Annotated in this window: 14 protein-coding genes; 5 read left to right on the plus strand and 9 right to left on the minus strand. The window is 42.0% G+C overall.

The genetic code is table 11. The annotated features are described in order from the left end of the window. Window positions 1–241: 241 nt before the first annotated feature. On the minus strand, window positions 242–1,264 hold the full coding sequence (locus tag ACO6V5_RS13440; RefSeq protein ID WP_422412394.1) for a hypothetical protein: 1,023 nt from the start codon (window positions 1,262–1,264) through the stop codon (window positions 242–244). A 476-nt stretch (window positions 1,265–1,740) separates the two neighbouring features. Between ACO6V5_RS13440 and ACO6V5_RS13445 the strand changes: the two genes are divergently transcribed. After that, complete coding sequence (locus ACO6V5_RS13445; RefSeq protein ID WP_422412396.1) at window positions 1,741–3,597, plus strand: hypothetical protein; 1,857 nt, start codon at window positions 1,741–1,743, stop codon at window positions 3,595–3,597. A gap of 143 nt (window positions 3,598–3,740) precedes the next feature. Here ACO6V5_RS13445 and ACO6V5_RS13450 read toward each other — a convergent pair whose 3' ends face one another. Together ACO6V5_RS13450 and ACO6V5_RS13455 are read right to left on the minus strand one after the other, a co-directional pair. Continuing rightward, complete coding sequence (locus ACO6V5_RS13450; RefSeq protein WP_422137243.1) at window positions 3,741–4,166, minus strand: type II toxin-antitoxin system VapC family toxin; 426 nt, start codon at window positions 4,164–4,166, stop codon at window positions 3,741–3,743. Continuing rightward, window positions 4,163–4,417, minus strand: a complete 255-nt coding sequence (locus ACO6V5_RS13455) for a type II toxin-antitoxin system Phd/YefM family antitoxin (RefSeq protein WP_422137242.1) — start codon at window positions 4,415–4,417, stop codon at window positions 4,163–4,165. The genes ACO6V5_RS13450 and ACO6V5_RS13455 overlap by 4 nt, the downstream gene beginning before the upstream one ends. Window positions 4,418–5,046: 629 nt before the next feature. Between ACO6V5_RS13455 and ACO6V5_RS13460 the strand changes: the two genes are divergently transcribed. Both ACO6V5_RS13460 and ACO6V5_RS13465 read left to right on the plus strand, forming a co-directional pair. Beyond that, complete coding sequence (locus ACO6V5_RS13460; protein WP_422132560.1) at window positions 5,047–5,280, plus strand: FitA-like ribbon-helix-helix domain-containing protein; 234 nt, start codon at window positions 5,047–5,049, stop codon at window positions 5,278–5,280. Further along, window positions 5,267–5,686, plus strand: a complete 420-nt coding sequence (locus ACO6V5_RS13465; protein WP_422410774.1) for a type II toxin-antitoxin system VapC family toxin — start codon at window positions 5,267–5,269, stop codon at window positions 5,684–5,686. The genes ACO6V5_RS13460 and ACO6V5_RS13465 overlap by 14 nt, the downstream gene beginning before the upstream one ends. A 215-nt stretch (window positions 5,687–5,901) precedes the next feature. Here the strand turns inward: ACO6V5_RS13465 and ACO6V5_RS13470 are convergent, their stop codons facing one another. The 5 genes from ACO6V5_RS13470 to ACO6V5_RS13490 all read right to left on the minus strand — a co-directional run bounded on the left by ACO6V5_RS13470 (window position 5,902) and on the right by ACO6V5_RS13490 (window position 10,910). Further along, entirely contained in the window at window positions 5,902–6,174 is a 273-nt protein-coding gene (locus tag ACO6V5_RS13470; RefSeq protein WP_422132557.1) for a CopG family antitoxin, read from the minus strand. After that, a complete protein-coding gene (locus ACO6V5_RS13475; RefSeq protein WP_422137240.1) occupies window positions 6,171–6,449 on the minus strand; it encodes a hypothetical protein in 279 nt (92 codons plus the stop codon). The genes ACO6V5_RS13470 and ACO6V5_RS13475 overlap by 4 nt, the downstream gene beginning before the upstream one ends. Window positions 6,450–6,715: 266 nt before the next feature. Beyond that, a complete protein-coding gene (locus ACO6V5_RS13480; RefSeq protein ID WP_422137239.1) occupies window positions 6,716–7,042 on the minus strand; it encodes a type II toxin-antitoxin system HicB family antitoxin in 327 nt (108 codons plus the stop codon). 1,599 nt (window positions 7,043–8,641) lie between these two features. Next, a complete protein-coding gene (locus ACO6V5_RS13485; RefSeq protein WP_422410776.1) occupies window positions 8,642–10,264 on the minus strand; it encodes a Wzy polymerase domain-containing protein in 1,623 nt (540 codons plus the stop codon). 70 nt (window positions 10,265–10,334) lie between these two features. After that, complete coding sequence (locus ACO6V5_RS13490; RefSeq protein ID WP_422410778.1) at window positions 10,335–10,910, minus strand: pilin; 576 nt, start codon at window positions 10,908–10,910, stop codon at window positions 10,335–10,337. A 349-nt stretch (window positions 10,911–11,259) separates the two neighbouring features. Here ACO6V5_RS13490 and ACO6V5_RS13495 point away from each other — a divergent pair, with 349 nt between their 5' ends. Both ACO6V5_RS13495 and ACO6V5_RS13500 read left to right on the plus strand, forming a co-directional pair. Further along, window positions 11,260–11,736, plus strand: a complete 477-nt coding sequence (locus tag ACO6V5_RS13495) for a hypothetical protein (protein WP_422410780.1) — start codon at window positions 11,260–11,262, stop codon at window positions 11,734–11,736. A gap of 17 nt (window positions 11,737–11,753) precedes the next feature. Further along, window positions 11,754–12,041, plus strand: coding sequence for a type II toxin-antitoxin system ParD family antitoxin (locus ACO6V5_RS13500; RefSeq protein ID WP_422410782.1), 288 nt, complete (start codon window positions 11,754–11,756; stop codon window positions 12,039–12,041). A gap of 60 nt (window positions 12,042–12,101) precedes the next feature. Here the strand turns inward: ACO6V5_RS13500 and ACO6V5_RS13505 are convergent, their stop codons facing one another. Beyond that, window positions 12,102–12,548, minus strand: coding sequence for a DUF29 domain-containing protein (locus ACO6V5_RS13505; protein WP_422132552.1), 447 nt, complete (start codon window positions 12,546–12,548; stop codon window positions 12,102–12,104). Window positions 12,549–12,554 lie beyond the last annotated feature (6 nt).

Consider the following 12,554-nt stretch of genomic DNA (forward strand, 5'->3'; position numbering starts at 1 on the left):
CAATTGACAAGAAGGTCAATAAAGATATTTTCCTGCTATTTAATTATTCCAACTTAGAAAACAGTTTACCTCGGATAAAAGAGGGCACGCCATCAGGCGCGTTAAAACAGACGACGCAAACTCTTTATTGAAATAAGTGAGGAGCACCGGGCTGCAAAGGCTGTTTTCTAGTTAATCTTTAACACAGCGCAGCAAAATCATCAAGACATTTTGTGAGCATCCAAATTCCCTCAGTTTCTCTTTATATTTTCCCCCTATAGACTTCAAGAGTAATCTTATCTTCTTTTTTAACTCCCAAATATCTCCTTGAAGATGAGAACATTCTAAAATATGGTCGGTCATCCGAATTTTTTAAAGCTGAAAACAATGCAGGCACAAACTTCTGGCCAAATATAGATTTAGAACAGGCTTTATTATTTGATGTTTTTATAACTCTACCGAATGACGATTTTATTTTTTCAAATTCCTTGTAGATTCTTTTCATTTTTTTAGCGGATGAAGGGGAAGATTTTTTTTCGCACTGAAATAAACTCAAATCACAATCTTCTTTAAATTCTTTTACTTGATTGTTTATCATTGAAGAGTCACCAGTAATCCATTGTTCAAGAGTGAATGCTCCAGAAACTGACTGTAGTAAGTGAAATTTTTCAGCTCCCCTAACAATAACAAAATCATGAATACTTTCCTCTTCGCTATCATCCGAAACTTTAAGCTTATGAAAAAACACGTAATCATGCTTTGGGTCATTATTGAGGTAGTTCTTATATCCATCCTGATCATCAGGTGAAAAAATAGTAGATTCTGAATAGCTTTTCAGATCGAAGTTTTTTTGAAGAACTAAAGACGTTACGCTGCTTATCGTTTCTTCTTCCAGTTCACCTAAACTCAATTCTAATGCTAATGAAAATGTGTCGCTTTTTTTTGCAAGAACCCTGTCAGGCATATATTTTTTGTCGACACCCAGTTCTCTTAAAACATCGGATAACAGTCTACTATCTCCCTCACTATAAAGTGAAACAGGCCTTGAAAAAGCACAGGCAGTCTCATCTGAAGTACTTTGAAAAAACGGTGACTTTTCCTGTAGTTCGATTGATTGCCCTACATAGGGTGCTGAGGGCAAATTGAGACAATGCGGAGAACTTTCATTATATACAGTAACTTCTTTACCCATAATGAAACCAGTGGGTAATTTCCCTCTTCGGGCGCGCTTGGGTGGTGGTGAGTCTGAAAAAACTGTGTCGGAATTTTTATTTATGCCATCCATGTCGGTTATCTCCCTGATAAGTATTTTTCCTCGATTAGCAAGAGCTTACAAAATTACTCCTAATAACTTAGAGGCGTTTTTAGCATAAAAGTTCATAGCAAGCTGTTAAGTGCAACTAACAAAGTTTCTGTCTTTCAGTAAGGGCAGGACGGTTTTACACATTGACACCTTGTTTCCAGACTCCACAGACTGACGTAGAACTCTGGCCCCCTTGCTTTTAAACCCTCTGGGTCCCAACGTGGGAGTCCATACGTTATCTCAAGTTACAAAGCTCGGCTTTAGAGGGGGGGGGTGATGTGTTTCCAAACAGGTTGCAAGTACAAGTCGGAAATTTTTTGGATGCCCTGATTTCTTTGGGAACAAGTAAAAAATTTTATGGGTCTCTCTCACACTAATCTATCCTTCTTATCTGTAAACCAGAAGGCAAGGGTAGAATTATTAAACACTCACTCTTTGCAACACTGCTGTTACTGTCGTTGTCTGTCATCTGTCTAGCGAAACCGCTAACAAGGCGTTTTATTATCGAACTTGAACAGAATGCAGATTTTCCAAACCAGAACTTTTCTATAAAGATTGACCAAGGCACATTGTCGGGCAGCCTGCCAGACATTGCCGACATAAATGGCTGCGCAGAAGCGGATTTACCGCCTGATAACAAACGACACAAACCTGGCAGTTACAGGGTAAAAAGGACCCTCGTTGAGTCGATTTCCTGGCAATGGCTTTACACCACAAACCTGCTGGTTACCTACGAACTGTTCCTGACCAGCAGAGATATCTCTCTATGTTTAAAGCCTTATTTATGGATACCTGTAGAAGCATTTATAACCGTCGGCTTGCTTTTAAAAAGCAATTGGAACCCGGATTCATTGCTGTTTAACCCGATTGAACAACATGAAACGAGTCAAAGTCACCTGCTTGCGATAACCGCTACGATGCCTGGCTCTGAACATGAACAACAAGGCCGACCATCAGAATCATCCGGCCAGCAGGGCCTACGTACCGACAGCTACCCTAAAGACTATTTCATCAATCTACTGCATTCTGACTCTGGCGAGAATAACGGATTCCCTCAACAACACTCGCACACTTTAGGTCTAAATTGTTTCATTTTTCCCTGCAGTGACGTTTGTCAATTCCGACAATCTTCCGATGCGTCCTACAACGCAGCCCCAGATTCTAGAGAAAGTTCAACAGACCACAAAGAAGCAAGACCCGGACAAATATCATGCCCCCATCTGGCTGATACAACCGGCCCTTCCAGACAAGCAACCTGCAACGTGATAGTGTTCGGGAAGGATGGCCAGCTGCGACAATGCGGAAAGGTCTACAAGAATAAACGAGCACTAAAGTCTCATAAAAGCAGATTCCATAGCGGCCAAAAGACCTGTGATTTGATGGTGATTACAGAGGATAAAGAGTCGCAGCCATGCGGAAAGGTCTTCCAGAATGCCAGAGGCCTGGAAAATCACAAAAGCATTGTCCACAGCGGGCAAAAAACCTGTGCTGTAACCATAATCGGGAAAGGTGGCCAGCCGCAGCCATGTGGAAAAATCTGCAGCAATGCTCGATCTTTGACGGTGCATAAAAGTCGATACCACACCGGTCAGAAAACCTGTTCCATAACCTATATTGGGGAGGACGGAAATCAGCGGCCATGCGGGAAGGTCTGCAAGAATGCTATAGCCCTGACGGAACACAAAAGCAAATGCCACAGCGGGCAAAAAACCTGTAACGTATCGGTGGCTGGAGAGAACGGCCAGCGAGTGCCGTGCGGGATGGTCTGCCAGAATGCTATAGCCCTGTCGAATCACAAAGGCAGCTACCACAGCAGGCAACAAACCTGTATGAAAAACGTGATCGGGGATGATGGCCAGCTGCGGCAGTGCGGGACAATCTGCAGAAATGTTCCAACTCTGTCGTATCACATAAGAAGAGAGCACTGCGGGCTACAAACCTGTAAAGTAAACATGGTTGGGGAAGATGGTCAGAAACGGCATTGCGGGAAAGTCTGCAAGAACCCTGATGCCTTGTCGAATCACAAAAGAAGAGATCACAGCGGGCAAAAAATCTGTGATAAAACCATAATCGAAGATAATGGCCAGCCGCGACCATGCGCGAAGGTCTGCAATAATGCTAAAGCCCTGTCGGATCACAAAACCAAATACCACGCCGGGCAACAAATCTGTGACGTAGCCGTGATCGGACATGACGGCCAACCGCAGCCGTGCAGGAAGGTCTTCAAAAATTCAAAAAACCTCTTGAATCACAAAAGAATACATCGAAAACGCAAGCCTTTTGATGTGGATCGGGACACTTATCCTATTCCATGAACTGGCACCCGCCCTTGCATAAGGAAAACTCAGAAACACGCTTATTTCTTCAACTCGTTCCCAGGCTCTGAGGCTGTGGCAAAACCTTTAAGTCAGAAATTTTGTGGGTGTCTTGTTTCTTGCCCCCGGATTCATGTCCCAATTTACTTATCTACCCATGGGTTATATAGCTTTGCCTGGCTCATACGCATATCGTTTGTATTTCGAGTAACTACAGTACAGTCATGAACTAAGCCAGTGACAGCTATAAGCCCATCAATAACAGGCATGGGGGCACCCTTCTTTTCAGATTCAGAGTGAATTCGCCCCCAAGCCATTGCCACCCCTGAATCTACAGGTAATATTCTATGCTTGAAGCGCTCCATAAGATCAAACTCAAGCCAGGTCCGCAATTTATCCTGCCTTATCGGATCGTGGCACTTTCCTATCCCTTTTTCTATTTCTCCCAAAGTCAAAACACTCAAATAAAGCTTGTTTTCCTCGCAACCATCCATCCATTCAATTACATGCTGATCAGGACTTTTTTTGAATGCTTCTGACAACACACAGGTATCCAGTAAATACTTCACAGATCTATATCCCTCGGGGTTTCTTTACTTCTGTCAAACGCTTCAACATTAGAATCCGAAAAAGGAGATGTTTTGAGAAAGTCACTCAGACTATTCTCTGGTGCACACATCTTTTGATAGTCTTCAAATGAGAGAACAACAGCCGCTTTATGCCCGTGTCGGGTCACAAATTGTGGACCGAACTGACGAGCCCGGTCCACAATATGACTAAACTTGCTTTTCGCCTCTTGTAACTGCCATTGATTTTCCACTTTGACCTCCTGAATCATCACAAACTCTCAACAAAAACTAGTCTGACTAGTCATTTATGTCAACCTCGGCATCTACGCCATCAACTCTATAGACAGGCTGGAGCTGCAATTGCCGAGAATATCTAACTTTATGCAGAGTACGTCGGAGGAAGTTAAGAAGAAACGGATTCATTCAAGCATTCAAGCACAATGATTCAAGGACACCCATATTAATGTGGATGTTCCCGAATTCCTTCCAACCCTTCCCCTCTGTCGCTTTTCTCACCGGATTCAAAGACACCGGATTCAAAGACACCCATATATGACGGATTCAAGGAAATCAAGAACACAATGATTCAAGGACACCCATATTAATGTGGATGTTCCCGAATTCCTTCCAACCCTTCCCCTCTGTCGCTTTTCTCACCGGATTCAAAGACACCGGATTCAAACGGATTCAAAGACACCCATATATGACGGATTCAAGGAAATCAAGAACACCCATATAAATTTGGATGTCCTCAAATTTCGTGGGAGAAATTTATGGGTGTCCTAGATTGCTCGTTCTTGATTACTTTTTTACCTTTATTATCGTCCATCTCTGATATCAATGCTATCATTTACGAATTGAATACATCTGGATGACTCTCATGGCTAACCTGATAGTGCGCAATATTGATGAGGAAATAGTTGATGCCCTCAAAGCTCGGGCAGGAAAACACGGGAGAAGTGCAGAAGCTGAGCATCGAAGAATTCTGGAAGCAGCTCTCCTTCGTCCCAAGAAAAAAAGCTTCACTGAAGCACTGAAAAACATTCCAGATGTCGGCTCAGATACGGACTTCGAACGTATCAATGATAACGGTGATCGTGATGTATTTAATTGATACCAATGTCATCAGTGAATTAAGAAAAAGAAACAGTGCAAATCAGGGCGTTCAGCTTTTTTTCAACACAGCACAAAAAAAATCATTAAAGCTCTACCTTAGTGTTATCTCCATAGGTGAGCTCCGTAGAGGCGTTGAAAAAATCCGTCATCGAAATGACTCTATTCAGGCAAAGCAGTTAGAGCTATGGCTAAATCATCTGGTAGATGATTATCGAGATCATATTCTTGACTTTGGTAGCACCGAAGCACAGATTTGGGGAAAACTCAGAGTACCCCGCCATGAAAACGCAATTGACAAACAAATTGCAGCAACAGCCCTTGTTTATGGCCTGACAGTAGTCACAAGAAACACCCGGAATTTTGTGGATACAGGAGTTAATTTGCTCAATCCATTTCTGGATTGAACAAAGAGATTATGTCGATGAGGCATAGCAGTCATTGCCAGAAATATTGTGGGTTACCTATTCTCCCTTGAGGAAATTTCGTGGGCGTCGCATTTCTTGCCTTTCTTCGATTCAAAGACACCCGTATACAAATATGGGTGTCTTTGATTAATTTGGTTAGAGATAAATATGGGTGTCCCAGATTATCTGTGGATGTCTCATTTATTGGTTTCTTGTCAGACATCCCGCAAAGCCCCTGACAAATACTTATGAATAATACTGGACACCAGTGTCTGGTATGGAATCCCTTCCCGCTGGGCCCGTGACTTAATCGCCATCAGGTCATGTTGGGAAATGCGGATATTAATACGCTTATCCTTTTTAAACGTCTCACTGGCCATGGCTTCCAGCGTCGTCTTGCGCTCAGGGGTCATCACAGACTCATACTCACCCTGTTCAAGGGCATTGAGCAACGTTTGCTCCTCGTTATCCAATCTTGTTTTTTTCATGTTCGATCTCCCAAATAGTCACGGGTAAATTTGCGGCTGGGAATCAGTGTTTTCAAAAAGATCTCCTGCTCACTTTCCACGTAGGGCACCAGCCAGACGTAACCCTGTACATTCACCACAAAGATCCGCTGATGCGGATAGGCTTGCGGATTTGGATGGACGATGTCATCCAGCAGGCCACCATTCTCTATGTGGAAAATGACTTCCTCGAAAGACTGATCCCGTTCGCGGATCAGCTGTTGATTCTTCTGAGGGTTCCAGTTAAAGCGTTTCATCAGAGAAGTATAGCGAATGTGTGCCTTTTGTCATCAAATAAAGCAGGCAATAGTGATTCAATAGTTCGGCTTTCTGGGGGATTCAAGGATGGGAGATTCAAGGACACCCATATATAAATGTGGGTGTCTTAGATTACCTTTGTCATCAAATAAAGCAGGCAACAGAGATTCAATAGTTCGACTTTCAGGGGGATTCAATGGGTATTCAAGGACACCCATATATGAATGTGGGTGTCCTAAATTACTCTCCCAGTTTATTTTTTTACTCAGTGCAATCTACTGGCTATATAACGATTCAAGCTTACACCTGATTCGGCTGCCTGAATAACTAACAAACGATGCGTTTCTGGAGTAATTCTTAACAATACTTTCCCGCTATAGTCTCTGGTTGAAAAAGGTTGCGGTATCTCTTCATTTGCATTTTTCATTTCATCTACGGTTTCCAGAACTAAATTCTGGATTCCTGATAAAGCACCTACTTGCGTTTCTTCAAGCCAGCTCAAGCCAGGAAATTCAGCACATAAGCCAACATATTCCTGATCCTCTTCAGACCAGGTTACCCGGTATGTATAACGATCAATTTTCCTATCCATTTTTATCACCCTCTATGCGTTCGATCGCCTGTAACACCTGCCTTACCTGGTAAGGTTTAGCTTTGCCCTTGTTATTTTGAATATTCACTCTTGGGTCACCAACCCAAGGTGTTTTATACACCTTATGACTTGATCCTGACTGCCTTGGTGCACCAAAGTATGATTCACAGACTTTGCAAAGGTCTCTGAACCTCACGCCTTTGGGATTACTTCTCATCTGACTGAGAATTTCAGTGATATTAGTCATACAAGGATAGTAGCATTATTGATACTATATTCAAACTGTTAAACACTCCATAGACATGAATAGACCCTTTGGGTCCTGGTGTGGGTGCCCATATTTTTTCTCAAGTTAGTGAGTTCGGCTTTTGAGGGGAGGGGTATGTATTTCCAAACAGCGTGAGGCTACGAGTCAGAAATTTTGTGGGTGTCTTAGATTACTCGTTCTCTATGTGGAAAATGACTTCCTCGAAAGACTGATCCCGTTCGCGGATCAGCTGCTGATTCTTCTGAGGGTTCCAGTTAAAGCGTTTCATCAGAGAAGTATAGCGAATGTGTGCCTTTTGTCATCAAAGAAAGCAGGCAATAGTGATTCAATAGTTCGACTTTCTGGGGGATTCAAGGATGGGGGATTCAAGGACACCCATATATAAATGTGGGTGTCTTAAATTACTCGGCTACGAGTCAGAAATTTTGTGGGTGTCTTAGATTACTGGTGTCCTAGTTTATTGTTACAAATGTGGGTGTTCTAGATTACTCGCTAGATTATTGTTCACCAGATTATCGGAGATAAATATGGGTGTCCCAGATTATCCATCCCAGATTATCCAATAAATGTGGGTGTCCTAGATTACTTTTCTTCCCAGATTATTGGTTCTTCTAGAGATAAATATGGGTGTCCCAGATTATCGTGTTTATATAAATGTGGGTGTCTAAGATTATTGTGGGTGTCTTAGATTACTGGTGTCCTAGTTTATTGTTACAAATGTGGGTGTCCTAGATTACTCGCTCTCCTTCCCAGATTACTACCCACATATAAGTGTGGGTGTCCTGAATTACTTCCTAGAGATAAATATGGGTGTCCCAGATTACCAAGAGAAACCCACATATAAATGTGGGTGTCCCAGATTATTACCCATATATAAATGTGGATGCCCCCGGATTCATGGGAGAAATTTATGGGTGTCCCAGATTACAGGTGTTAAGAAACCCACAAATAAATGTGGGTGTCCTAGATTACTCGTCCTAGATTACTCGGGAGATAAATATGGGTGTCTTAGAATATCTCTTCTTAGAGATAAATGTGGGTGTCCCAGTTTATTCTTACTTCATGAGAAACCCACAAATAAATGTGGGTGTCCCAGATTACTAGGTGTCCTAGATTACTCTGGTACCCTCATAAATGTGGGTGTCTTTATAAATGATCTAATCCAGAGAAACCCACATATAAATGTGGGTGTCCCAGATTATTGCCCATTGGTATCCTAGATTATTTCATTAGATTAAATAAATGTGGGTGTCCTAGTTTATTGGTGTCCTAGATTACTCTCTGCACTAGAAACCCACAAATAAATGTGGGTGTCCTAGATTATGTCCTATTTAATCAGGAAACAAATGTTTCATTTCATTCTCAACAATCTTTGCCTGATCATTTTTACCAAGCGCTTTCAGGGCAATGATCCTGTTAACGTATATCCCTTTTCTTGGCCACTTATTCACAGCTTTTTCCGACCATGAAATATAGTTAATCAAATTTACTCTGTCATTTTCTTTCAACGCCTTATAAAGCATCAAATAGTTCACCTCACCTTCAAACTTTAAATCAAGTGTCATAGGGTTAACAACTTTCGATAGGACGGAAGGGTCTTTTTTTCCATTACGCTCATATTCATAGAATACATAGATCGTATACAAATTGCTTAGCATAAAGACAACTGAAAAGACTGGTACAGGATATAAAAGTAGTTTCATTTTTTTATTTATACTAAAAAAAATTCTTTCCACTTTAAAGTCGAAACAATAAATAAAGAATAAAAATATAATCCCATGAGTGATAGACAAATAAAACGGAAGTTCTGTTTGCGTGTGAAAAGCAATAGGGCAAAGAAGCCCAATTATAGCGAGGATCAAACTCCATTCTTTTCCTTTAAGCAGGTAAAATCCACCAATAACCAATACTAACAAACCAATGGTAGATAGAACACCTCCTTCTATCCCCCAATAAAGAAATTCATTATGAGGATGAGAAAACACAGCCTTAAAAATAACTTCTTCGTTATAATTCGCTCTATTATCAGCAATAAACTCTCTATAAGAACGCTCAAAGTTTCCGTAACCGAAACCTGTAAAGGGTTTTTCAAGAATCATATCAAAAGAAGCTGAATATAAATTCAATCTATGTTCAATCCGCTGAAATGACTCAGCCGATCTTGCTCCCTCTTTAATGTCCGCTAGTAGACCAGCTGTCACTCCAAGAGAGAGAGATAGAACTATCAGACCTGTAAGTTTCCTACTCTTCATTATCAACAAAGGTATTGAAAGAATAAAAGCTAGTGAAGCTCCTATTAGACCAGTTCTTGATTGAAGGACAAAAAGCACAAAGCTGGAAATAAAAACAGTAATTAGCACCAACGCTCTTTTTATCGTTTCACCTCCCTCGCTGAATGACATTAGAATAATTGAAAGAGGTATTGAAGATGCTAAATAGCTTGCCAAAACATTGGGTTGCTGAAAGACTCCACCCGGTCTTATTGAGTATTTGTAGCCGTAAAGTTGACTTTCAGGGATAGGCTTAACAATCTCGAAGAACACATAAAGGCACTGAAACGTAGCTGATATTAGAATAAAGTAAAGAATGACGAGCTTATGCTTTCTATTAAGCTCTAATTGAATCAATGAAAAGTAGAAAAATAATAACGCAGTCATTGCAATCAGCCGGTTTGGAAGGTCACTGCTTTGTTTATAAAAAACGGGCACAACTAAGATTACAAGAGCAAAAGAAAATATAAGCAAAACCCTTGTATACTCTAATTTCTGCTTTCTAAAAACACATACAATACCTAAGAAGCTGATCAGTGAGATAAAAATCCAAGCAACACTGTTTTGAGGTAGATACAAGTCACTTCCACCACCATTTGGAAGGACTAAGTGCATAAAGAGCAGGAAATGAAAACCGAATAAAGAAATAGCTATATTGGACGTATTAGCTTTGAAATAAGCCATAAGACTCTTCAACACAATGGTTCATACAAAGAGACAAGAAAGGGAGCATAAAGCTCCCTAGTAGCATGAATCAGCAGAAGCCTTCAGCAGTACAGCCACCACCAGTAGCCCATTGAACAGTCCCGCCTGCAACAGAGCCAGTCAGAACATAGGTTGTAGCAGCAGCGATATTATCAACACCATTTGTTGGAGTCACTGTGATAGTCACAGAATTAGAAGCACCACCGATCAGAACACTGTCTACCAATGAATCTGCAGCAGTACTAGCAGCTAGAATTTCTGTAGCTGCCAGCTGAGAGCAATCTGCAGGCCGACCTGTTTGAGCACAGACTTCCACAGCTGTCTTAGAAGGTCCAGCAGCAGCAATTATTTCAGAGTATGCAGCACGTGCAGTGTAAGTTTGATAAGCCGGCAAAGCCACAGCCGCCAAAATCCCAATAATCGCCACAACGATCATCAATTCAATCAGCGTAAAACCACTTTGTTGTTTTTTCATTATTCTTAGCCCCCTGAGGACATACATTTTTATTATTGAATCAACCTGCCACCACAGGCCGTAAGCACCCGACAGTGACGCTTCCATAAATACTCTTTCATCCAGTCCATTGTCTGATGGGCAGAATACGATGAAAAAATAACCACTCATGGCTGTAATGTCTTCCTGACTGCTCGCTGAGAGCTTTTTGATGCAAAACTTTCTGTCCTGAGACCCTGTGCGAAAGTGGTACATCAACCTTATCCAACTGCAGAGACCGCACACAGATAAGGGAACATCCTTAGAGCATTACGATATATTCCAGAAAGAAAAAAGCAACCTTTTTCTGGTGTATTTGTGTTGTTTTGGCCAACTTTTTCAGCTTGACAAAAAACACGGTTTCTGACGTTTAGTTGCCTGACAAAAGGCAGCCCCTGAGCCACACAGGATTCTGGCAAAAAGAAGGGTTTCAACTATAGTTCCTCCCACTATCAGTTTAAGGCCAACAAGGAGCCCACCAGTGCAAAATGCCCTGTTTAAAGAACTCAAAAGAATGGGTATGAACGAAGATATAGCCTTGGAGTTCGTCAGTAGCGAACTCCCTCAAAACCTCGCCACCAAAGAAGATATTCTGGTGCTTCAGGAAAGCATCCTGCAAGTCAAACTTGATACAGAACGTAGTATTGCCTCATTACGAGAAGAGATGCACGTCGGTGATAATAAACTTCAGGCTGAATTCGTAAGTCTACGGGAAGTAATGCATACCGATCAGAATAAACTTCAGGCTGATTTTGTAAACCTGCGAGAAGAAACTCATCAATCCATCCACGAGCTGCGCATGGACAATAAGGACATCCGGGCCGAAATGAAAGAAATGAGAGCTGAGATTCGCAGTGAGCTGGCCGTACTGAGCCGACAGTTCTGGATTACTTTTGGAGGTCTGATTACTACTATTGTTAGTGTCTTTCTGATCAATTATTACTTTCACATGCCATAGTGCACTGAGCCAATAAGATGCCAAAAAATACCTGTATTACCCTTGGAGAACACTTCGACAACTTTATCTCCAGACAAGTCGATAGTGGTCGTTATAGCTCAGCCAATGAAGTCATCAGGACTGCGTTGCGGCTGCTTGAAAACCAGAACAAAAAGCTGGAAACCCTCCGGCAGCTCTTGATAGAAGGCGAAGAAAGCGGACATGCAGACTACCAACCAAGACTGGGGGATGAGGCAGAGAGTTTTGCTGAAGATGTCAGAATGGCTCGTTCTAACGACTCATTACCAGATTCATCATGGGACTGATCGAAGTCGCTTAAATGCTGATTGTCGATCATTCCCCCCCAAATCCTATTAAAAGGGAGGCTATTGTAGAAAGTCTGCTGGCCAGAAATCAGCACTCATAGCTTGGTCGTAAGTCCAGGGACAAGTCGAAGGAAACGTCTCAATAGTCAACCCTGTCTCTTTGGTCGCCTCAATCAGTGCGTACCGGTAGGCTCTTTCCATGGCTGCCGGGATTCTGGGTTTAAGGCTGGGGTTATCGTTAATGTGATCCGAGAGTTCTGCCCTTTGGCCTATAATCGTATACCGCCAGCTATTGGATTGCAGACCCGGTTGATATTGCCACTTCAGCAAATGCATCAAGAGAATCTTCAAACGACTGACTAGCTCTCGATGCAGGTTTTTCCCCATAGCTTCTATTTCCAGTGCAATATTCTTGATATCGGCTTCATCCAAATTCCCGGACCTGAGCAAATCAAGCTGTTGATTGACCCATCCGTAAAAGTCAGAGTCGTAAAGTGGCTCGCCCATCAGATA

The sequence above is a fragment of the Endozoicomonas sp. ALD068 genome, from assembly GCF_049310145.1.
Lineage (GTDB): Bacteria > Pseudomonadota > Gammaproteobacteria > Pseudomonadales > Endozoicomonadaceae > Endozoicomonas_A.